The organism is Pseudomonas sp. CCI3.1 (assembly GCF_034313985.1).
GTDB lineage: Bacteria > Pseudomonadota > Gammaproteobacteria > Pseudomonadales > Pseudomonadaceae > Aquipseudomonas > Aquipseudomonas psychrophila.
Genome location: NZ_JAVIWO010000001.1, coordinates 1,443,465 through 1,464,162 on the forward strand (window position 1 = coordinate 1,443,465; position 20,698 = coordinate 1,464,162).

Sequence of the window (20,698 nt, forward strand, 5' to 3'; positions counted from 1 at the left end):
CTTGTATTTCAGGGGGTTAGCGAGGGATGACCTGCCAGGCATCCCCCGCTCCCACAGATGGCATCAGCCCCTATCAGAACGCAAAACGCCCGTGGCTTTTTGGGCCACGGGCGTTTTGTGTGTCGGCTTGAAGCTTATGGGCGATAGATGATCGCCGAGCCCCACGACAGGCCCACGCCGAAGCCGCTCAGCGCTACGCGCTTCCAGCTGGCTTCCATGACGTGTTTTTCCAGCAGCAGAGGAATGCTCGACGACACGGTGTTGCCGGTCTCGACCATGTCCTTGATGAACTTCTCGGGCTCGCCTTCAAAACGGCGGGCCACGGCGTCGACAATGGCCGCACTGCCCTGGTGGATGCAGAAGGCGTCGATGTCTTTGGAGGTCAGTTCGGACTCTTCCAGCAGCTCGTTCAGGTGCGCAGGCACTTTGAGCAGCGCGAAGTTGAAGACCTGGCGACCGTTCATGAAGAACACGCCATCACTGACTTTAAGGTGCGGAGCGCCGGAACCGTCGGTGCCGAACTTGGCCTTGCCCAACTGCCAGGGAGCGTCTTCGCCCATCCAGGTGGCGGTGGCCGCATCGCCGAAGAGCATGGTGGTGTTGCGGTCTTCAGGGTCGACGATTTTCGAATACGGGTCTGCGGTGATCAGCAGGCCGTTTTTCAGGCCCGTGGCCTCCATAAAGCCTTTCATCGCGTAGATGCCGTAGACATAACCCGAGCACCCCAGGGAAATATCAAAGGCAGCCACGTGGGTCGGCAGACCGAGCTTGTCCTGAACGATAGCGGCCGTGTGCGGCAGGCCTTCGGCGTCGCCGTTCTGGGTGACGACGATCAGTGCGTCAATGGATTCGCGTTTAAGCTGCGGATTGTTGGCGAACAGCGCGTTGACCGCTTCGACACACAGGTCCGAGGTTTCCTGGTCAGCGTCTTTGCGCGGCAGAAAGGCCGAACCGATCTTGCCCAGAATGAATTCTTCGTCCTTGGAGAACTTCGCGCCTTGCGCGTAGTTGTCTACACCGCTTGCTGGCACGTAACTGGCGATGCTTTTAATGCCAATCATTGTGGCTTCCCAATACTGAATAGCTGGAGATCACCCGCTCGTACAACCGAGGGGCGTTGACAATAAAAGGGCTTTATCGCGCAGGAATGCGGCGAATGTGGGTGCATGAAAATAGACAAAACAGCCTGAAAAAGGCCCGGCACCCGCCCGTACGTTTCACACGATACAGTGAAGATGCGCGTAATGACTCATAGGTCACGCTATTTTGTGTGGTTTTATACAAAACATTACGAGAACACAGGGATTCCCTGTGGGAGCGAGCCTGCTCGCGATAGCCATAACGCGGTATGCCTGAATCACCGCGTTATGGCTATCGCGAGCAGGCTCGCTCCCACATAGAGGTCTCTGCGCAGCTGTTTAAAGCTGGTTAAACAGGCTCAGCTGGGAGATTTTGACAAACGCCAGTTGCGAGGCTTCGAGCATGGCCTTCTGGAACGCCAGTTCGATGGAGGCCCCGGCCATGTCGGTGTTGCCAATCGCCGCCGTGGTGGAGTCGTTGGCCAGGCCCAGGCTGATGTTTTCGTCAGCCTGGATGTCCACCGCCTTCAAGCGCGCACCAATCGAACCCCGGGCGCTGTCGACCCCCGCACTGGCGTTTTTCAGGTTGCCGATCGCCGAGTTGATCGCGTCTTTTTGCGTTTGCTGGGCCAGCGGATCTTTGTCGCTCGGGATCACCAGCGCCTTGCGCAGCTCACTGATGGTGTCCAGCGCGCTTTGGCTCTGGTGGTTGTTGCGGTTGATCGAGAACTGGTCACCCGCCTGTGCCGTGCCGGCAAAATCGAACGTGATCCCGAGCGCACCGTCGGCAACGTTCCCTTGGGCAATCGACTTGCTGTCGGCCGTCAGCGGCTGGGCATAGACGTCGTACTCCGTGGCGCTGGTGAATTTGATCACCGCGCCATTGCTCGGAAAGCTGTCGCCGTAGACCCCGGGGTCGGTCACGGTCGCGTTGGTGATCTGCGCTGTCGAGCCGTTGCTCGGCGTGCGCGAGGCATTGAACGAGTCCGGCTTGGCCTCAAGGGTAAAGGTACGCCCCGCCACTGCTGCATCCCGGTCCGCTGCCGGAACGTCTTTGAGGTTGGGGGTGATGTCAAAGGACACGCCACGCAGGCTGATGCTCTGTGCGCCATCCTTGGTCGGGTCGAACACGCCATTGCCCGCCATTTGCGAGGTCAGGTCGTTGCCGTCGCGGTCGGTCACGGTGTACTGGGTGCTGCTGCTGAATGTCAGCGTGTACGGCTGGCCTTCGGCAAAGCTCTTGTTGAACACAGGACTTGAAGTGACCAGGCCGGCAGAGACGGAGAGCTTGCCATCATTGACCGTAGGCTCGCCATTGGCGTCCACCCCCGGCACAAAGGTGGCCTGGGTACGCCCGGTATTGACCGAGTTCTCCATAAAGCTTTTGGCCGTGTCGCTGCTGGCCAGGGTCAGGGTGTCCGAGACTTTCAGGTTGAGCTGGGTGTCGTCGCCCTGATAGCTGTAGGTGCCGTCATTGTTTCGGGTATAGGGCGGGGTATCGGTCCTGGAGCCCGAGAACATGTAGTTGCCTGCGACGTCCTTGCTGTTGAGCAGGCTGAACACCTGCTCTTCAATGCTGCCCAGTTCGTTGGCGATTGCAGTGCGGTCCGCGTCGCTTTTACCGCTGCCCGCCCCAAGCGCCAGTTCACCGGCCTTTTGCAAGGCGGTGTTGATGCTGTCGAGCACCGCTTCCTGAGCCCCCAGCGACGCCTTGATGCTGTTCATGTTGGTGCTGTACTGGCCCAGCATGTCTTTTTGCTGTTGCAGTTGCAGCAAACGCGCAGCGCCCACCGGATCATCCGCGGCCGTCTGGATACGCACGCCGGAGTCGATCTGGCCCTGGGTCTTGATCACCGACGAGAAGTTGTTCTGGTAGGTGGCACTGGTCGATTCAAAAAACTGCGAGGTAGAAATACGCATCGTCGCGGGCTCCCTTAAAGACTGTTGATCAGCGTGCTGAAGGTTGCTTGCGCCGCTTTGATGATCTGCGACGAGGCGGTGTAGTACTGCTGGAACTTGACCAGGTTGGACGCTTCTTCATCCAGGTTGACCTGTGACACCGAGTTGCGCACTTCCTTGGCATAGGCCAGTGCCGCGCCGTTTGCAGTGCCGTCGACAGCCGCCTGGCTGGCCTTGCCGCCCACCTTTGACACAAGCTGGCTGTAGGAGGTCGCCATGCTGACACCGCCAGTGCCGTCCTTGCCTACACCGACTGTGGCTTTGGTTTGCAGGGCCAACAGTTCGTTGCCGTTGCGGTTGTCGGCCTTGCCGTCCTTGTTGAACTTGATATCGAAGCTGTCGCCCTTGCCCGGCGAGCCGCTGATAACAGTGTCAAAACCGACGTTGGTCGTGGTGCCGTCCGCGTTGGTGACGGGCACATTGATCGTGACCTTGTTGTCCTGCCCCGGCACGATGCTGCCTTTGCCGATTTCCTTGCCCGCTTCGTTCAGCACCCGATAAGTCTGGGTGCCGTCGGCGCCGGCTTCGTCAAAGGCAATCCGTACCGGCATTGCGCCTTCAATATCACTTTGCGACTTGCCCAGATCGACGCCGCCGTAAATATCCAGCACCGAGGACAGGCTCAGGCCACCCACCGCGCCCGTACCACTGTTGGAACCGCCCGCCCCCGCCACCAAAGGCCCGGCAAACGCCAACTTATTGGCATCGCTCATTTGCACGCCGATAGCGCTGGCGCCGGTGCGGGTGGGGCTGACCTTGAAGCTGTCGCCCGCAGCTACCGCGCCGCCCTGGGGGAGTTGGAGGGTAAAACCGTCAATCTCCTGCTTGTCACCGAGCTTGAACGGGCCCTTGGCATCCTGGCCGTCAGAGCGCTGGACCGTGTATTCGGTGGCACTGGTAAACGTCACCTTGTAGTCATAGGCCGTCAGTTGGCTACTGTCGCTGATGCTTACGTTCAGGTTGCTCGAACCGGCACTGTTGCCCGTCGCCGCCAGGCTGCGCTGGGTGATGGCTTTTTCGCTGTTGATGCTGTTGAACATCGACGAGCCGAACTCGCCATTGGCATCCAGGCCCTGCCCCAACTGCTTGTTGATCGCATCGGCAACCACAATCGCAGTACGCCCCAAGTCGTTGATCGCGGGCGCAAGCACATCATCGCGATAACGCAGCAGGCCGCCGATCTTGCCGCCGCTGAGCACCGAGGTCACATCGGAGCTGGACTGCTGGTAATTGATCTGGATGCTGAACTGGCTTTTATCGACTTGGCCCGGCACCGCCGACAAGGTATTGGAGGTAGAGCCTTGCACCAGGGTCTGACCGGTGCCCAGCGTAATGTCGTAAACGTTGTCGTGTTCCTGAACCGTTACCCCGACCAGCTCATTGAGCGTGCGCACCGCTTCGTTGCGCGCATCCAGCAGGTTGTTCGGGATATTGCCCGCCGTGGTGGCCTGGGCGATCTGCTTGTTCAGCGAAGCAATGGTCGCCGTGTGCTGGTTGACCATCGAGGTCAGGGTGTCCAGCTGGCTGTTGATGCCTTCGTTCTGCTGATTGAGCTGGGACGAAATCGAGTTGAAACGGTTGCTCAGGGTTTGCGCGCTGGTGAGTAGCAACTGGCGCGCCGACATATCACCGGGGGCAGCGGCGGAAGTCTGCAACGAGCTGAAAAAGCTGCTGAGGGCGGCCGAAACGCCGGTGTTTTTATCCGACAGCAGTTTGTCGACCGTACCGATCTGATCGAGGTAGGCCTGAGCATCGCCGTTGAGCGAGGTGGTGGTTTGCAACTGGGCGTCGAGGTATGAGTTGTACACGCGGCGCACGTCGGCCAGGGTGGTGCCGGTGCCGATAAACACCCCGCCCACCTGCTGCGAAGCGCCACTGCCCTGGACAATTTGCTGACGCGAATAGCCCGAGGTATTGGCGTTGGCAATGTTGTTGCCCACGGTGGCCAATGCGCCCTGGCTGGCGTTTAGCCCCGACATCCCGATGTTGATCAAACTCGCCATGGTTCAAACCTTATAAATTCGTGAGAGAACCCGTCGAGGCGTAGCTCTGGTAGGTTTTCATTTGCTTGGCTATCTGAGAAATCTTGCTCGCGTATTCAGGATCGGTTGCGTAACCGGCCTTCTGCAACTCACGTACAAACTGCTCCGGTTTATCGGCCGCGTTGAGTACTTCTTTATAACGATTGTTGCTCTGCAACAGCGTGACCAGATCGTGGAAGCTGTCCTGATAGGAATCGTAGGAGCGGAAGTCCGCCGTCTCCTTGACCCTCTGCCCGCCCTTGAACTCACTGGTGATGGCCCGCGCTTGCGCACCCTGCCAGTTGCCGGTGGCCTTGATGCCGAACAGGTTATGGCTGCTGCTGCCGTCCTGCTGGCGCATCACCGACTTGCCCCAGCCGGTTTCCAGTGCCGCTTGCGCCACCAGATACAGCGGATCGACACCAATGCGGTCGGCAGCCTGCTGCGCCATCGGCAACATCGTCGCGACGAACGCATCGGGGGAGCTGAACGCCTGCTTGGCCGGGGCCAATGGCGGCTGCGCCACGGCACGGCCATAAATCTGCATCCGCCCATGCGCACCACTGGCACTGAGCATCGGCTGGCGGCCGCCCTTGAGCACAGCATCAAGCCCCGGCGAAGTGCGCTCCGGCACTGCGCCTGTATTGAGGGTTGAACGCGCCGGGTCGGCGGAAGGTACGATCCCGGCCAACAAGCGGTCGGTCAGCTTGGTCGGCAACGCCAGGCGTCGCTGATTGAGCATGGCCATGTCATTTTTGTGCCCGCCCGCTGCCGCATCCGGCGCGATAGCAACCCGCGAAGCCCACAACGGGCGCTGGCCACTGGAACGGACAAAAGGACTGTCCACCGCAGGGGTGGCCGCAGGAGTTTTAACTTCAGCGGTCAGCGCCGTGGTCACCGCAGACTCCCCCGGCACGGCGGACTTGTTTTTCGACATCTGGCGCATCAGCACGTCTGCCAGGCCGATACCACCGCCCTGCCGGGACAGCGTCACCGACAGTTGCTGGTCGTACATTTCCTGATACTGCTTGGCCGCAGGGGTGTTGAGCGGATTGTCCTTGCCCAGCACTTCGTTTGCCGAGCGCATGGACTTGAGCATTTCGTTGAGGAACAGCGACTCGAATTCCTGCGCCACCTTGCGCATATTGGCGTCGCTTTCGCGGTCGCCGACCTTCAGGTTGTTCAGCCGATTAAGGTCGGTAAACGCTCCCGAATCGCTGCCACTGACCACCCCGCTCTTATGCATGTCCATAACGTCGGCCTCAGATCACGATCAGGTCGGCTTGCAAGGCGCCGGCCTGTTTCAGCGCTTCGAGAATCGCCATCAAGTCCCCTGGCGCCGCGCCGACCTGGTTCACCGCCCTTACGATCTCGTCCAGGGTGGTGCCCGGGCCGAACTTGAACATGGGCTTGGCTTCTTGCTGGGCATTGAGGCGCGAGCGCGGCACTACCACGGTTTCGCCGTTGGACAGCGGGCCGGGCTGGCTGACAATCGGGTCTTCGGTGATGGTCACGGTCAGGCTGCCGTGGGTCACGGCGGCAGGCGAGACCTTGACGTTCTGGCCAATCACGATGGTGCCGGTGCGCGAGTTGATGATGACTTTGGCCACCGCCTGCCCCGGATCGACTTCGAGGTTTTCCAGGATCGACAGGTAATCCACCCGCTGGCTTGGGTCCAGCGGCGCGGTCACACGGATCGAGCCACCGTCAATTGCCTGCGCCACACCCGGGCCGAGCAGGTCGTTGATCTTGTCCACTACGCGCTTGGCCGTGGTGAAGTCAGAACGGTTGAGGTTCAGGGTCAGGCTGTTGCCCTGGTTGAAGCCACTGGGCACCGCACGCTCCACCGAGGCGCCGCCCGGAATGCGTCCGGCTGACGGAACGTTGACGGTGATCTTCGAGCCGTCACGGCCTTCTGCATCAAAACCGCCTACCACCAGGTTGCCCTGGGCGATCGCATACACGTTGCCATCGATGCCCTTGAGCGGCGTCAGCAACAGCGTACCGCCGCGCAGGCTTTTGGAGTTGCCGATGGACGAAACGGTGATGTCGATCACCTGCCCCGGCTTGGCGAACGCTGGCAAGTCGGCACTGATGGACACCGCGGCCACGTTTTTAAGCTGCACATTGCCCGAGCCCGGCGGTACCTTGATGCCGAACTGGGACAGCATATTGTTGAACGTTTGCAGGGTGAACGGGGTTTGCGTGGTCTGGTCGCCCGTGCCATTCAACCCGACCACTAGGCCGTAACCAATCAATTGGTTGGAGCGCACGCCAGAAATGCTGGCGATGTCTTTCAACCGCTCGGCGTGAACGCCCAGGGAGGTCGACAACAGCAACACGGCTGCCAGCAAATGCTTGAGGTTGGGCATGGCTCGATTCACTTGGAAAGACTCGGTTAAAAAGGGAATAACGGACTAAGGAAGAATCGGTCAAACCAGCCTGGCTGACTCGCATCGGCAAACGAGCCGGTCCCCGAATAGGTAATGCGCGCATCGGCCACGCGAGTCGAAGACACGGTGTTGTCGGTGGCGATGTCATCCGCCCGCACCAGACCGGCAATGCGTACCAGTTCGTCGCCCGTGTTCAGGGTCATCCACTTCTCACCACGCACGGCGATGATGCCGTTGGGTAGCACGTCGGCCACGGTCACGGTGATCGAGCCGGTAAGGCTGTTGCCCTGCCCCGCCTTGCTGTCGCCCTTGGTGGCACGGCTGCCGCTGTAACCGGCATTGAGGCTCAGGTCACCACTGCCCAGCGGGTTGTTGGTGGTCAGGCCGCTGCCGAACAACGAGGTCAGGCCGATGCTGGTATTGCTGTTTTTACCGATCGCCGAGTTGGCGTTTTTGCTCGCCTGCGTCCGCTCGTTCAGAGTGATGGTAATGATGTCGCCAATGCGGAACGCCTTGCGGTCGCTGTACAGGTTCTGCTCGAAGCCAGCCTGGTAAATCGAACCGTTATTGGCCGCAGCCGGCAGCGGCGTGCGCGGCAGGACAGGGGCGTAGTACGGGTCGTTGGCCCGCGGAGGCGGACTGACGCACCCCGCCACAAAGGTAATGGCGCCCAGTGCCAGAACAGAAAACAAGCGCTTCATGAGCTCTCCCGCTATTTCACGTAATTACAGGTTTTGCGTGACAAACGACAACATCTGGTCAGCGGTGGAGATCACTTTCGAGTTCATCTCGTAGGCGCGCTGAGTGGTGATCATGTTGACCATTTCTTCCACGGTGCTGACGTTCGAAGTCTCAAGCATGCTCTGCATGGTCAGACCGAAACCGTTGAGGCCCGGGGTGCCAATCTGCGGCGCGCCGCTGGAGGCGGTTTCCAGGAACAGGTTGCCGCCCTGGGACTGCAAACCGGCCGGGTTGATGAAGTCGGCGGTCTGCACGTTGCCGATCACTTGGGCGGCCGGGTTGCCGGCGATGGTCACCGACACGGTACCGTCCTGGCCGACGGTGAAGGTCTGGGCATCGGCGGGCACCACAATCGCCGGTTCCAGGGCAAAGCCGCTGGCGGTGACGATCTGGCCGTTGGCATCCAGGTGGAAAGTACCGTCGCGGCTGTAGGCCGTGGTCCCGTCGGGCTGCATGATCTGGAAGAAACCACGGCCATTGATTGCCATGTCCAGCGGCTGGTCGGTGGTCTGCAGGCTACCGGCGGCGAAGTTCTTTTGCGTGCCCACGATGCGCACCCCGGTGCCCACTTGCAGGCCCGACGGCAGTTCGCTGTCCTGGGTCGACTGGGCACCTGGCTGGCGCTTGATCTGGTAGAGCAAGTCCTGAAACTCGGCGCGATCACGTTTGAAACCGGTGGTCGACACGTTGGCCAGGTTGTTGGAAATGGTGGTCAGGTTGGTGTCTTGTGCAGCCAAACCTGTTTTTGCAACCCACAGTGCCGGAAGCATGGTGCTCTCCTCGCGCGCCGATTTTTCGGCGCTGCGTTCAAGTAATTAGCTGATGGACAAGACGCGAGTCATGGCCTGGTCGTCTTCTTTGGCGGTGTTCATCATTTTGATGTGCAACTCGAACTGCTTGGACAGGGCCAGCACCGAGGTCATTTCATCGACGGCATTGACGTTGCTCGCCTCCAGAAACCCCGAAACCACCTGCACGTTGGCATCGGCTGGCGCCGGCTGACCGTCGTTGGTGTGGATCAGGCCGTCCAGGCCCTTGCTCATGGTTTTCAGGTCGGGCTGGACCAGCTTGATGCGGTCCACTTGCGCCATCACCCGCGGGCCTTCGCCCTGGGCACGAATGCTGATGGTGCCGTCCTGGCCGACTTCGATCTGTTGCTGGGGCGGTACCGCGATCGGCCCGCCGTTGCCCATGATCGGCATCCCGTTGCCAGCACGCAGAATGCCCAGGGCATCCACATTCATGCTCGCGGTACGCACATAGGCTTCACTGCCGTCAGGTGCCTGCACGGCCAGCCAGCCATCGCCGGACACGGCCACGTCCAGATCGCGCCCTGTTTCAACCAGAGCGCCGGGAGTGAAGTCGGTCGCGGGGCGTTCGCTCAGAGCAAAGGCACGCGCCGGAAAGCTGTCACCAAACACCGGCATCGAGCGGGCCTGTTCCAGGTCACGCTGAAAACCGTTGGTCGAGATGTTCGCCAAATTGTTGGCATGGGCCTTTTGCGCCAGTGCGTTCTGACTGGCGCCGGTCATTGCCACATAAAGGTACTTGTCCACAGTCTTTCCTCTGTCTGACGGACGCTTGCCGCCCACCGCTGTACTGCGATGGCTAAAGCAATTTGCGCACCAACTATTTTTTGACGCCATGCAGCGCGGGTTTGCGAGGGGGTGGGGTGAGGTACGGGGCAAGATCAGCGGGATGAAAACGGCGGGGTTATGCCGGTTGCGGCAATGCATGGCCAGAAACGTGTCGCTGACGAGGCAAAATCCGGAAAACCTTGCACTTCCCTTGCCCCAACCTGCCTCTGAAAATCCTGGCGCCGACAATTCACGCAAATGCTCGGTATTAACCAGTGCGCAAGAAGTTGCACACTTATTACAAGAACAAACTGGCGAACAGTTATCTGCAGACTAAAACACAAGAAACCGACCAACACTGTGCAACTTCTTGCGCACTTTTATAAGTTTCGTTTATTTGTTTATACACTTCAGCCGCCCCTGCATTGGCAAACTTTTATGAACACCATAAAGAGCATTTGATTTTGCCAACACTAGACTTGATAGTTATAAGACGCCTGAACTCCAGCCACCCTCACGGGCGTTTCAATAATCTCACTAACACTTTAAAGGCACTTAGCAAACACCCACTGGCATTGCACTGGGTGCTCTTCTTTCAATAAGCCTGACAAGAGACAAGACCCACTTATGAACTGCTTGCCCCTTTTGATATTAATCAGCGCCCTCTCACTGCAGGGCTGCGCCGACGCCATACCTGACCGGTTAGGCGCGCCCATCGAGGGGTACAGCCATACCTCGGCAGCGATTAACCGGTTTTCGGTGAATAAGAATGGCGGGCCCAATTTGGCGCCCTACGGATACGGCGGCGGGCAAATGTGCTGCGCGACGCTTCCCGTGAAATGGCACCCCGGTTTGACGGTAGTGGTCGAGTGGGAGAAAGACCCCAATCCGTTTGATTCCGCCAACTGGCCCAAACCCCGCTATTCCGATGCTTGGTCCAAGGCCGCCCGAGAGCACGAAGCCAAGTACACCCGCCATCGTGCCGTTGTGGCGGTTGCGCCGTATGAACGCTTAGGTGTCGTCAATGTTCACTTTCTACCCTGCAACCAAGTCGCTGTTACGGCAGGTCTGATGATGCCCCGCTCACCCAACTACCCCTATAAATTCCCTCAAAAAATGCAGGAGCCTGCCACATGTCCGACGCCGTGATCCGTGGACTGTTGGTGATGTTAATCAGCGCCCTCTCGCTGCAGGGCTGCGCCGACGCCATACCTGACCGGTTAGGCGCGCCCATCGAGGGGTACAGCCATACCTCGGCGGCGATTAACCGGTTTTCGGTGAATAAGAATGGCGGGCCCAATTTGGCGCCCTACGGATACGGCGGCGGGCAAATGTGCTGCGCGACGCTTCCCGTGAAATGGCACCCCGGTTTGACGGTAGTGGTCGAGTGGGAGAAAGACCCCAATCCACATGCATATGCCGACTGGCCCAAACCCCGCTATTCCGATGCTTGGTCCAAGGCCGCCCGAGAGCACGAAGCCAAGTACACCCGCCATCGTGCCGTTGTGGCGGTGGCGCCGTATGAACGCTTAGGTGTCGTCAATGTTCACTTTCTACCCTGCAACCAAGTCGCTGTTACGGCAGGTCTAATGATGCCCCGCTCACCCAACTACCCCTATAAATTCCCTCAAAAAATGCAGGAGCCTGCCACATGCCCGACGCCATAATCCCACCATTCAAAAAGCCTGATCCGGAGTTCCTCAGCCTGACCCCCGACTTCAAAACGAGTGGGTTATTGCCGCAAACACCAGGGGATGTATTGCGTAATTATCGGGAGCAACTGAAGGCTTTCCACCCGTTTGAACAGCAGGCGATGGACGCAGAGCGTGCTGCCGGTAGGGTTTACGCGGGGGCACCGTGCATGAAGATGGTGACCATCACGCTTTGCTTTGACGGTACTAATAACCATGAGCCTTCGGACAGCCTGGCGTTACCGTCGACCACGACCAATGTGGCACGTCTGTTTCATGCGAGCTTGGGAGGCTCTGAACATGAAGCAGAACAGAGAGAGGGGTTTTATCGTTATTACCTGCAAGGCGTCGGCACCGAATTCAAGGAAATAGGCGAGTTCAAACCCGATGGTGCAGGGTTGATGGCTTCCGTTGGTGGCGAGAACCGAATCAATTGGGGGTTGACCCGTTTGATTGACGCACTGAAAAGGGCCTCTGGCGATACTTATCTTGATAATGGAGATGCCTACGCCCTCGTACATAAAATGGGCACCAGCCTCACCGAAGATGCCCTCGGGGTCTCACTCTTCAAAAACAGCTATGACCGTCGCAAAGAAGTCTTGGATCAACCGCTGGCCGAACTCAAAGCCCAGATCGACGCGGCCCATACCGGCAAGACCATCGCTGAGATCAAGGCCATACGCCTGTTCGTGTACGGCTTTTCACGGGGGGCAGCCCAGGCGCGGGCATTTGCCAACTGGCTGGAAGCCCTGACCAAGGTCGAGGTGGAAGGCACCACCTGCTACCTGTTTGCCGGGTTGCCGATCAAAATTGTGTTTATGGGCTTGTTCGACACCGTTGCCTCAGTGGGCATCCCTTACCTGGCGCCGTTTGCCGCAGGCCATATGGGCTGGGCCGACGGCACGCTGCGCCTGTCAGACTCCGAAGCGTTTCTTGAGCACTGCGTGCACATGGTGGCCGCCCACGAGCAGCGCAGTTGCTTCCCGCTGGATTCGATCCGGCGCAAAGCCAACCCCGACGATCCGAATTGCCCTTCGACCTACCGCAACGGCACGGCGGAGTACCTCTACCCCGGCATGCACTCCGACGTGGGTGGCGGTTACCCGCCCGGCGATCAGGGCAAAGCTGCAGCAGGGGGAAAAGAGGTGCTATCGCAGATTGCCCTGCACCATATGTATGACGAGGCCTACAAAGTTGGCGCTCCGCTGCAGGCACCCAAAGATGCTCTCGAAAACGAATTGGAAAGGCGCTGGCCATGGCGTGTGATGGATGGTGCGACGGCGGTTGAATTCCAGGTCGCCCCCACCCTGATCGAACGTTTCAACACCTGGCTCGACAACATGGACAACGGCCCGCTGGAAGAGGTCATGGCCCGCGAAGCCGGGTTGATTACCGGTTGGCGCATCAGCCGCTACGCCATGGACCGGATCAATTGGACGAATATCTATGGGCGGGTACTGCAAAACGGCCCCGCGAGCGATATGGACGGCGACGAAGTCGACGCGTTCATGGCCTTGCACGCCAGGCAACTCGAAGAAGACGCCGCCATGCGCGCCGGCTCTCAAGCGCCGGTATGGTCCGAAGCCGAGCTGGCATCGCAAAAAAAACATCAAGCCACAAAAGTGGCTTATGAAAAGCGCACCGGCACCCAGCCTGCCGACTCGTTCAACACTAGCAAGATGTATGAGCCCAACCTGGATTACCGCCAGTTGCGCAACGCCATGGCCGATTTTCGGCGTGACTACGTGCCGGAGTGGAACTTGACCTTCAGCGAGATGATCAGTTTAGGCACCCTCTTCAACACCCTGGTGGGCGGACTGGTGTATATGACCAACGGCCAGGATGAGGCCGAGCACTATGTCGAACTGCGCCAGGCCGGTGAAGCGAATTACGCCCTGCTGTTCGGCGCCAACGGCAAGCCGGTGAACGACAAAGCCTGGGCGATCGTGGGCCTGTTTGACGAGCATGTGCATGATTCCCGCGCCTGGTTCATGAACGCGGCCTTGAACGAGCGGGAGGTGTTCAGCGACTACTTTCGATACCGCGGGATCTTCTTCGACACTCAATCCAACAACGAACTGTCGCTACTGGTGAACGCCGGACGCGTGGTGGGTGTCGCCCTGGCGGTGGCCAGTGTCGGCCTGACGATCAGGCGCCAGGACCCGCGCTTTTTGGTGGGGCTGATTCTGCCAAGCCTGGGCACCCCGGTGCTTCGCGGCAAGGTGGGGTTCCCGCAGATCAGTGCTTTTGACACCGTGACAGGCCTGGCATTGCCGATGATCGAAGGCATAGAAGCCGTATGCGCTTTTACCAAAAACACCGGCGACGCCGTGAAAGCGGCCCAGGCGCTGCCCGTGCCACCTGCGCTGACCGAAAAAACCGCCACTACGGCTGACTTGATCGCGATTCTCAAAGCCTCTCAAGCGCTTGAAACCAACAGCCTGTTGGAGCAAGCGCTGCAAACACAAACGCCCCAGGCTGAGCCGACCAAGGGCTGGCTGGATCAGGCGAGGGGCGTGGCGCAGAGCTTAAAGGGCTAGTTGCCGAGCTGTACTTGGGGCTACACCTCAGGTCACAGAAATCTAGGCCGGTTTGATAATGTCGTACTCGCGCAGTTTGTTGGCGATGGTGGTGTGGGAAACCCCCAGCCGCTTGCCCAGCAATCGGCTGCTCGGGTGCTCGGAATACAGCTGCTCCAGCACCGCCTTTTCGAAACGGCCGACAATGTGGTCCAACCCGCCTTCCAGGGAGAACTCGCCCAACGGCTGGCGCACGCCGTAGTCCGGCAGGCGGATATGCTCGGCTTTGACCACCCCGCCATCACACAGCGACACTGCCTGAAACAGCACGTTTTCCAGTTGGCGCACGTTGCCCGGCCAGTGGTAGTGGCTCAACCGGTCCTTCGCGGCAGGCGCCAGGCGGGGCAGCGGGCAACCGATCTGTCGGCTGGCCTGATCCAGAAAGTGCTCGACCAAAGGCTCCAACCCGTCCAGGCAATCGCGCAACGGCGGGATATGCAGCGACAACACGTTAAGCCGGTGGTACAGGTCCTGGCGGAACTCGCCCCGGGCGCACAACTCGGACAGGTCGACCTGGGTGGCACACATCACCCGCACATCGAGGTAGACCTCTTCATCGCTGCCGACCCGCCGGAAGCAACCGTCCTGCAAAAAGCGCAGCAGCTTGACCTGCAAACGCGGGCTCATTTCGCCTACGCCATCGAGAAACAACGTACCGCCCGCTGTCAGCTCCAGCAGGCCGAGTTTGCCTTCGGCCCGCGCGCCTTCAAACGCCCCCGGGCCGTACCCGAACAGCTCGGTTTCAGCCATCGACTCCGGCAGCCCTGCACAGTTGAGCGCCATCAGTGGCGACTGGCCACGGGGGCTGGCCAGGTGACAGGCGCGGGCCAACAGTTCTTTGCCAGTGCCGGTTTCGCCTTCTATCAAGAGCGGCGCATCCAGGGGCGCCATGCGCCGGGCTTCACGCACCACGGCGGCCATGACTTTAGAGCTCTGGAAGATGCTGTCAAAACCGCGCAACTCTTGCTTGCGCACGTTGTAGATCTGCTCGCCCACGCGGTCGGCGCGGTGCAGGGTCAGGACGGCGCCGGCCATGGCCTCGCTTTCATCATGTTCCAGTTGCAGCGGCGCGATATCGGCCAGGTAAACCAGCCCCTTGATCGTGACTCGCAAGCCATTGATCCGCGACTTGTTGGCCCGCACCAGCTCGGGCAGGTCGAAGTCTTCGGCATAACGGGACAGGGAAATCCCCGGCACCTCGTCGACCCGCACCCCGAGCAACTGTGCAGCCGCACGGTTGGCGGCAACGATGCAGCCCCCCATGTCGATGGACAACACCGGAAACTCCAGCGCCCCGAGCAAGGCATTGAGCTCCATATGCCTGCGCTCGCTGGGCATCAAGCCTACGCGCTTGACCCCAAACACCCCGGCGATGGTTTCAAACTTCGGGCGCAAGGCCTGGAATTGCAGGTTGATCAAATTCGGGCAGTACAGATAAATCGCGTTGCCCTGATCCCCCCCGACCTCCCCACGCTTCACGTTGATGCCGTAGGCAACCAACAGGTTAAGAATGTCGCGAAGGATGCCAATCCGGTTTTGGCAGTGGACTTTGATACGCATGGGCAAGGCTCGGAGATAACTAACAATGGAGATCCAGTGTGGGAGCGAGCCTGCTCGCGAAGGCCTCAAGAGCGCCTTTCGCAAGCAGGCTCGCTCCCACAGAGAAGTTTTCATACTTCAGGGGCATTTCATCGTCACGATTTTGTGACAGTTGTGCTGTCGCACACTCAATAATGACAGCCCGGAGCGCACATCGTAACGAATACTTTACGAATAACCCGCATCATCCCAGCATTACTGGCTTTAGGCTAGCTGCACGGAGCAATCACTTGGGGTATCACTAAGGCATCGCAACAACACCGAATAATAAAAACGATTTCCTTGCGGAGAGCCCCATGAAGCAAACGAAATACGTCGCCCGTGAGCCGGATGCCAGTGGCTTTATCGACTACACACCAGCCGAACACGCGGTGTGGAATACGCTGATCACCCGCCAGCTGAAACTGCTGGAAGGCCGCGCCTGCCCAGAGTACATGGAAGGCATCGAAAAGCTGGACCTGCCCCACGACCGCATCCCGCAACTGAGCGAAATCAATCAGGTACTGGGTGCCACCACTGGCTGGCAAGTAGCCCGCGTTCCCGCGCTGATCCCCTTCCAGACCTTCTTTGAGTTGCTCGCCACTAAGCAATTCCCGGTAGCGACCTTTATTCGTACCCCCGAAGAGCTGGATTACCTGCAAGAGCCGGATATTTTCCACGAAATTTTCGGCCACTGCCCGCTGCTGACCAACCCGTGGTTTGCCGAGTTCACCCACACCTACGGCAAGCTGGGGTTGCAAGCGAGCAAGGAGCAACGGGTGTATCTGGCGCGCCTGTACTGGATGACCATCGAGTTCGGCCTGGTGGACACGCCAGAAGGCAAACGCATTTATGGCGGCGGGATTCTTTCGTCGCCCAAAGAAACGGTTTACAGCCTGTCGTCAGAACCGGAACATCAGGTCTTCGATCCGCTGGAAGCCATGCGCACGCCGTATCGCATCGATATTTTGCAGCCGCTGTATTTTGTCCTCCCGGACTTGAAGCGACTGTTTGACCTGGCCCACGAAGACATCATGGGCATGGTCGAAAAAGGCATGACAATGGGCCTGCACGCGCCCAAATTTGCGCCTAAACCGAAAGCGGCATAACACGTCTTTTTACCTATCAATAAAAAATGAATTCAGGAATCCACCATGAACGCTCTGAACCAAGCCCATTGCGAAGCCTGCCGCGCCGATGCTCCTCAAGTCAGCGATGAAGAACTGCCGGTACTGATCAAGCAGATTCCAGACTGGAACATCGAAGTTCGCGACGGCGTCATGCAGCTGGAAAAGGTGTTTCTGTTCAAGAATTTCAAGTTCGCACTGGCCTTTACCAATGCCGTGGGCGAAATCGCCGAAGCCGAAGGCCATCACCCGGGCCTGCTGACCGAGTGGGGCTCGGTGACCGTGACCTGGTGGAGCCACTCGATCAAAGGCCTGCACCGCAACGATTTCATCATGGCCGCGCGCACTGACGACGTCGCAAAAACTGCAGAAGGCCGCAAATAATGCACTTCGACGCCATAGGTCGGGTGCCGGGCGACCCGATTCTCGGTTTGATGGATGCCTACCAGCAGGACAGCAACCCGGACAAGTTCGACTTGGGCGTGGGCGTCTACAAGGACGCGAACGGCCTGACGCCGATCTTGCAGTCGGTCAAAAAGGCCGAACAGCGCCTGGTGGACCAGCAACTGACCAAAACGTACATCGGCGGTCATGGCGACAGCCGCTTTGGGCAATTGATCACCGAGCTGGTATTGGGCGAGGATTCGCCGCTGCTGGCGGGCAAACGTGCTGGAGCCACCCAAACCCCGGGCGGCACCGGTGCGTTGCGCCTGAGCGCCGACTTTATCGCGCAATGCCTGCCGGGCCGCGGTATCTGGCTGAGCGATCCGACGTGGCCGATCCATGAAACCATCTTTGCCGCTGCCGGGCTGAAGATCAGCCACTACCCCTACGTGGGCCGCGACAACAAGCTCAACGTGGCGGCAATGCTCGAAGCGCTGGAACACGCGCCAAAAGGCGATGTGGTGCTGCTTCACGCCTGCTGCCACAACCCGACCGGTTTCGACCTGTCCCAAGCTGACTGGCTAAACGTGCTGGACGTGGTTCGCCGTCGCGAACTGCTGCCGCTGATCGATTTCGCTTACCAGGGGTTCGGTGACGGCTTGCAGGAGGATGCCTGGTCAACTCGTCTGTTCGTCAGCGAGTTGCCGGAAGTACTGATCACCAGTTCATGCTCGAAGAACTTCGGTCTGTACCGCGAACGGGTTGGTGCCTTGATCGTGTGTGCCAATGACAGCGAAAAGCTGACGGATATCCGCAGCCAGCTGGCGTACCTGGCTCGCAACCTGTGGTCAAACCCGCCGGATCATGGCGCGGCAGTGGTGGCGACCATCCTCGGCGATGCAGAGCTTAAAAACCTGTGGATCGACGAAGTCGAAGCCATGCGCAGCCGTATCGCGCACTTGCGCAGTGGCCTGGTCGAAGCACTGGCGCCGTTCGGGCTGGCGGAACACTTCGCTCATATCAATGAGCAACGCGGGATGTTTTCCTACACCGGCCTGACCCAAGAACAAGTCCAGTTATTACGCGAGAAGCACAGCGTGTACATGGTCGGTTCTGGCCGCGCCAACATGGCCGGCGTGGACGGCACGCGCCTGAGCCTGCTGGCCAAGGCGATTGCGCAGGTGTGTACCCGCTGATTTTGTACTGATCCTGTACCTGTACCTGTAGTCGCTGCCGAAGGCTGCGAAGGGTTGCGGAGCAACCCGTTCTCTCAAGCTCACCGCAGACTTCACGCAGCCTTCGGCAGCGACTACAGGGTTCTTACGCCGCCAGATGAAAATTTCGATACAATTCCCCCCAGACGCAATAAAAAGACAAATTGTCACACTCCCTCCTGTATCCTTAGCAAGCTACTTAAAACACACCTTGCGAGGAGCGCGACGATGCACGAGATCCCAAACCTCCCCTTCCCAAGCCTGCACGAAACCGAGCAGCCAATCCCGCAACACACCAGTGGCGAAAACAGCGCTCTGGATGAGGCTTCAGAAAGCCTCCAGGCCGACAGCGAAGACTGACGGCATACACTCAGACGGTGCGAAAAGCAGCTTGTTTTTCACACCGTCTGACACAATCGCTCCACCCCCCTATTCCGGATTAATGCGTGACTGACACTTTCAGCGAAACCCAAGCCAGCGTTCTGATCGGCACCGCCGAAAAAATGATCGACCTCTGGGAGCGTCTCAGCCCCGAGAAGCAGGCGACCCTGCTCAAGCGTTTCGGCACTCAGGAAAACGCCTTGGCCGCTTTAATCGCGACACAATTGGTTGCACCACTGTAATCTGCCTCAACCGTACCCCGCAGGACCCCTACCCCATGCCCGAAACACAGCGTCCTATGGCGATCACTCTGCAAGTGGTTTCCATCGTTCTGTTTACCTTTATCGGCTATCTGAATATCGGCATACCGCTGGCCGTGCTCCCCGGTTACGTACACAACCACCTTGGCTATGGCACCGTCATCGCCGGGCTGGTGATCAGTGTGCAATATCTGGCCACGCTACTGAGCCGCCCTTATGCCAGCCGTATCATCGACAACCTGGGCAGCAAGCACGCGGTGATGTACGGCCTGGCGGGCTGCGGCCTGAGCGGCGTATTGATGCTCGCATCGAGCTGGACAGCATCGATGCCGGCCGTAAGCCTTACCTGCCTGCTGATCGGGCGACTGGTGCTGGGCAGCGCTGAAAGCCTGGTGGGCTCCGGCTCCATCGGCTGGGGTATTGGCCGGGTCGGTGCGGCCAATACCGCCAAAGTAATTTCATGGAACGGCATTGCCAGTTACGGCGCAATTGCCATTGGCGCGCCATTGGGCGTGGTGATGGTCAGCCACTTGGGCATGTGGAGCATGGGCGTGAGCATTATTTTGCTGGCGCTGGTGGGCTTGCTGCTGGCATGGCCCAAGCGCGCGGCGCCCATCGTCAGTGGTGCGCGCCTGCCGTTCCTGCATGTGCTGGGGCGTGTATTCCCCCACGGTGCCGGGCTGGCGTTGGGCTCGATTGGTTTTGGCACCATTGCGACCTTTATCACCCTGTACTACGCGACCAATCACTGGGAAAACGCGGTGCTGTGCCTGAGCCTGTTCGGCGCCAGCTTTATTGGTGCACGGCTGATATTCGGCAACTTTATCAACCGTATCGGCGGTTTCAGGGTGGCGATTGCCTGCCTGAGCGTCGAAACCCTGGGCTTGCTGCTCCTCTGGCTGGCACCGAACCCTGAACTGGCGCTGGCGGGCGCAGCCTTGAGCGGTTTCGGCTTCTCGCTGGTATTCCCGGCGCTGGGCGTTGAAGCGGTCAACCTGGTTCCCGCCTCCAGCCGGGGGGCGGCAGTGGGCGCGTACTCGCTGTTTATCGACCTGTCACTGGGCATCACCGGCCCGCTGGTGGGTGCCGTGGCGGCAGGCTTCGGCTTTGCTTCGATCTTTCTGTTCGCGGCACTGGCGGCATTTAGCGGGTTGTTGCTGAGTGTTTACCTGTATCGCCAGGCGCAGAGAGCGAGAGTCACTTAATGCCCTTTGGGGGTATTGGAGGACTCTCTAGAAGTCCACCTTGCCTCGCCCGGCCTTGATGCTGCCGCGCTTGGTCTTGGATTCCAGGCGACGCTTTTTTGAGCCCAGGGTCGGCTTGGTAGGACGGCGCTTTTTCTCGACTTTGGTCGCGCTGACGATCAACTCGACCAGGCGCTCCAGCGCATCCGCCCGATTTTGCTCCTGGGTGCGATATTGCTGAGCCTTGATGATCAGCACACCATCGCTGGTGATCCGACTGTCACGCAGCGCCAGCAGCCGCTCCTTGTAAAACGGCGGCAACGAAGAGTTGGGTATATCGAAGCGCAAGTGCATGGCGCTCGACACCTTGTTGACGTTCTGCCCGCCCGCACCTTGGGCGCGAATTGCCGTCAGCTCGATCTCGGCATCGGGGATATGCACGTTGTTGGAAATCACCAGCATCAAAAATGGGTCCGTCTTCGGGGCGTGCAGGATACCCCACAAACAACAAACCCGGCTCAATGGCCGGG

General features: G+C 59.4%; 19 protein-coding genes. 9 read left to right on the plus strand and 10 right to left on the minus strand.

All coding sequences use genetic code 11. The features are described from left to right. Positions 1–134: 134 nt before the first annotated feature. The 8 genes from RGV06_RS06610 to RGV06_RS06645 form a co-directional block, all read right to left on the minus strand. Positions 135–1,061, minus strand: a complete 927-nt coding sequence (locus tag RGV06_RS06610; RefSeq protein WP_019828801.1) for a ketoacyl-ACP synthase III — start codon at positions 1,059–1,061, stop codon at positions 135–137. A gap of 357 nt (positions 1,062–1,418) precedes the next feature. Further along, the gene (locus RGV06_RS06615; RefSeq protein ID WP_322149668.1) at positions 1,419–2,999 is read right to left on the minus strand and encodes a flagellar hook-associated protein 3; all 1,581 of its coding nucleotides are present in this window, start codon (positions 2,997–2,999) and stop codon (positions 1,419–1,421) included. A 14-nt stretch (positions 3,000–3,013) separates the two neighbouring features. Further along, positions 3,014–5,041 carry a flagellar hook-associated protein FlgK gene (gene flgK, locus RGV06_RS06620; protein WP_322149669.1) on the minus strand — a complete coding sequence of 676 codons (2,028 nt, stop codon included), beginning with the start codon at positions 5,039–5,041 and terminating at the stop codon, positions 3,014–3,016. 10 nt (positions 5,042–5,051) lie between these two features. Next, the gene (flgJ, locus tag RGV06_RS06625; RefSeq protein WP_322149670.1) at positions 5,052–6,311 is read right to left on the minus strand and encodes a flagellar assembly peptidoglycan hydrolase FlgJ; all 1,260 of its coding nucleotides are present in this window, start codon (positions 6,309–6,311) and stop codon (positions 5,052–5,054) included. A 10-nt stretch (positions 6,312–6,321) separates the two neighbouring features. Then, the gene (locus RGV06_RS06630; RefSeq protein WP_322149672.1) at positions 6,322–7,431 is read right to left on the minus strand and encodes a flagellar basal body P-ring protein FlgI; all 1,110 of its coding nucleotides are present in this window, start codon (positions 7,429–7,431) and stop codon (positions 6,322–6,324) included. A gap of 26 nt (positions 7,432–7,457) precedes the next feature. Next, positions 7,458–8,153 (minus strand): flagellar basal body L-ring protein FlgH, encoded by a 696-nt coding sequence (flgH, locus tag RGV06_RS06635; protein ID WP_019828796.1) that lies wholly within the window; start codon positions 8,151–8,153, stop codon positions 7,458–7,460. A gap of 24 nt (positions 8,154–8,177) precedes the next feature. Beyond that, positions 8,178–8,963, minus strand: coding sequence for a flagellar basal-body rod protein FlgG (gene flgG, locus RGV06_RS06640; protein WP_019828795.1), 786 nt, complete (start codon positions 8,961–8,963; stop codon positions 8,178–8,180). Positions 8,964–9,008: 45 nt separating this feature from the next. Further along, positions 9,009–9,749 (minus strand): flagellar basal body rod protein FlgF, encoded by a 741-nt coding sequence (locus RGV06_RS06645; protein WP_019828794.1) that lies wholly within the window; start codon positions 9,747–9,749, stop codon positions 9,009–9,011. 648 nt (positions 9,750–10,397) lie between these two features. Between RGV06_RS06645 and RGV06_RS06650 the strand changes: the two genes are divergently transcribed. Genes RGV06_RS06650 through RGV06_RS06660 form a run of 3 tightly spaced genes read left to right on the plus strand, consistent with a single transcriptional unit; the run spans position 10,398 to position 14,001 of the window. Continuing rightward, positions 10,398–10,919: a DUF3304 domain-containing protein gene (locus RGV06_RS06650; RefSeq protein ID WP_198822878.1), complete on the plus strand. Its 522-nt coding sequence runs from the start codon at positions 10,398–10,400 to the stop codon at positions 10,917–10,919. Further along, positions 10,904–11,437 (plus strand): DUF3304 domain-containing protein, encoded by a 534-nt coding sequence (locus RGV06_RS06655; protein WP_322149673.1) that lies wholly within the window; start codon positions 10,904–10,906, stop codon positions 11,435–11,437. Before RGV06_RS06650 ends, RGV06_RS06655 begins: the two co-directional genes overlap by 16 nt. Then, the gene (locus RGV06_RS06660) at positions 11,422–14,001 is read left to right on the plus strand and encodes a T6SS phospholipase effector Tle1-like catalytic domain-containing protein (protein ID WP_198822880.1); all 2,580 of its coding nucleotides are present in this window, start codon (positions 11,422–11,424) and stop codon (positions 13,999–14,001) included. The genes RGV06_RS06655 and RGV06_RS06660 overlap by 16 nt, the downstream gene beginning before the upstream one ends. 42 nt (positions 14,002–14,043) lie before the next feature. Here RGV06_RS06660 and RGV06_RS06665 read toward each other — a convergent pair whose 3' ends face one another. Continuing rightward, positions 14,044–15,600: a sigma-54-dependent transcriptional regulator gene (locus RGV06_RS06665; protein WP_198822881.1), complete on the minus strand. Its 1,557-nt coding sequence runs from the start codon at positions 15,598–15,600 to the stop codon at positions 14,044–14,046. Between the two features lie 335 nt (positions 15,601–15,935). Here RGV06_RS06665 and phhA point away from each other — a divergent pair, with 335 nt between their 5' ends. The 6 genes from phhA (at position 15,936) to RGV06_RS06695 (ending at position 20,189) form a co-directional block, all read left to right on the plus strand. Continuing rightward, positions 15,936–16,727, plus strand: coding sequence for a phenylalanine 4-monooxygenase (gene phhA, locus RGV06_RS06670; RefSeq protein WP_322149674.1), 792 nt, complete (start codon positions 15,936–15,938; stop codon positions 16,725–16,727). A 45-nt stretch (positions 16,728–16,772) separates the two neighbouring features. Further along, positions 16,773–17,129, plus strand: a complete 357-nt coding sequence (locus RGV06_RS06675) for a 4a-hydroxytetrahydrobiopterin dehydratase (RefSeq protein ID WP_019828788.1) — start codon at positions 16,773–16,775, stop codon at positions 17,127–17,129. Next, a complete protein-coding gene (locus RGV06_RS06680; RefSeq protein WP_019828787.1) occupies positions 17,129–18,325 on the plus strand; it encodes an amino acid aminotransferase in 1,197 nt (398 codons plus the stop codon). Before RGV06_RS06675 ends, RGV06_RS06680 begins: the two co-directional genes overlap by 1 nt. A 246-nt stretch (positions 18,326–18,571) precedes the next feature. After that, on the plus strand, positions 18,572–18,703 hold the full coding sequence (locus RGV06_RS06685; protein ID WP_019828785.1) for a hypothetical protein: 132 nt from the start codon (positions 18,572–18,574) through the stop codon (positions 18,701–18,703). 86 nt (positions 18,704–18,789) lie between these two features. Further along, positions 18,790–18,966 (plus strand): hypothetical protein, encoded by a 177-nt coding sequence (locus tag RGV06_RS06690; RefSeq protein ID WP_019828784.1) that lies wholly within the window; start codon positions 18,790–18,792, stop codon positions 18,964–18,966. A 35-nt stretch (positions 18,967–19,001) separates the two neighbouring features. Then, positions 19,002–20,189 (plus strand): MFS transporter, encoded by a 1,188-nt coding sequence (locus tag RGV06_RS06695; RefSeq protein ID WP_322149675.1) that lies wholly within the window; start codon positions 19,002–19,004, stop codon positions 20,187–20,189. A 27-nt stretch (positions 20,190–20,216) separates the two neighbouring features. Here RGV06_RS06695 and arfB read toward each other — a convergent pair whose 3' ends face one another. Beyond that, entirely contained in the window at positions 20,217–20,630 is a 414-nt protein-coding gene (arfB, locus tag RGV06_RS06700) for an alternative ribosome rescue aminoacyl-tRNA hydrolase ArfB (RefSeq protein ID WP_019828782.1), read from the minus strand. Between the last annotated feature and the right edge of the window lie 68 nt (positions 20,631–20,698).

What these genes read in the sequence shown, in the direction of transcription:
- RGV06_RS06610 (WP_019828801.1), bottom strand. Translation starts at nt 1,061, where the DNA reads ATGATTGGCATTAAAAGCATCGCCAGTTACGTGCCAGCAAGCGGTGTA.
- RGV06_RS06615 (WP_322149668.1), bottom strand. Translation starts at nt 2,999, where the DNA reads ATGCGTATTTCTACCTCGCAGTTTTTTGAATCGACCAGTGCCACCTAC.
- flgK (WP_322149669.1), bottom strand. Translation starts at nt 5,041, where the DNA reads ATGGCGAGTTTGATCAACATCGGGATGTCGGGGCTAAACGCCAGCCAG.
- flgJ (WP_322149670.1), bottom strand. Translation starts at nt 6,311, where the DNA reads ATGGACATGCATAAGAGCGGGGTGGTCAGTGGCAGCGATTCGGGAGCG.
- RGV06_RS06630 (WP_322149672.1), bottom strand. Translation starts at nt 7,431, where the DNA reads ATGCCCAACCTCAAGCATTTGCTGGCAGCCGTGTTGCTGTTGTCGACC.
- flgH (WP_019828796.1), bottom strand. Translation starts at nt 8,153, where the DNA reads ATGAAGCGCTTGTTTTCTGTTCTGGCACTGGGCGCCATTACCTTTGTG.
- flgG (WP_019828795.1), bottom strand. Translation starts at nt 8,963, where the DNA reads ATGCTTCCGGCACTGTGGGTTGCAAAAACAGGTTTGGCTGCACAAGAC.
- RGV06_RS06650 (WP_198822878.1), top strand. Translation starts at nt 10,398, where the DNA reads ATGAACTGCTTGCCCCTTTTGATATTAATCAGCGCCCTCTCACTGCAG.
- RGV06_RS06655 (WP_322149673.1), top strand. Translation starts at nt 10,904, where the DNA reads ATGTCCGACGCCGTGATCCGTGGACTGTTGGTGATGTTAATCAGCGCC.
- RGV06_RS06660 (WP_198822880.1), top strand. Translation starts at nt 11,422, where the DNA reads ATGCCCGACGCCATAATCCCACCATTCAAAAAGCCTGATCCGGAGTTC.
- RGV06_RS06665 (WP_198822881.1), bottom strand. Translation starts at nt 15,600, where the DNA reads ATGCGTATCAAAGTCCACTGCCAAAACCGGATTGGCATCCTTCGCGAC.
- phhA (WP_322149674.1), top strand. Translation starts at nt 15,936, where the DNA reads ATGAAGCAAACGAAATACGTCGCCCGTGAGCCGGATGCCAGTGGCTTT.
- RGV06_RS06675 (WP_019828788.1), top strand. Translation starts at nt 16,773, where the DNA reads ATGAACGCTCTGAACCAAGCCCATTGCGAAGCCTGCCGCGCCGATGCT.
- RGV06_RS06680 (WP_019828787.1), top strand. Translation starts at nt 17,129, where the DNA reads ATGCACTTCGACGCCATAGGTCGGGTGCCGGGCGACCCGATTCTCGGT.
- RGV06_RS06685 (WP_019828785.1), top strand. Translation starts at nt 18,572, where the DNA reads ATGCACGAGATCCCAAACCTCCCCTTCCCAAGCCTGCACGAAACCGAG.
- RGV06_RS06695 (WP_322149675.1), top strand. Translation starts at nt 19,002, where the DNA reads ATGCCCGAAACACAGCGTCCTATGGCGATCACTCTGCAAGTGGTTTCC.
- arfB (WP_019828782.1), bottom strand. Translation starts at nt 20,630, where the DNA reads ATGCTGGTGATTTCCAACAACGTGCATATCCCCGATGCCGAGATCGAG.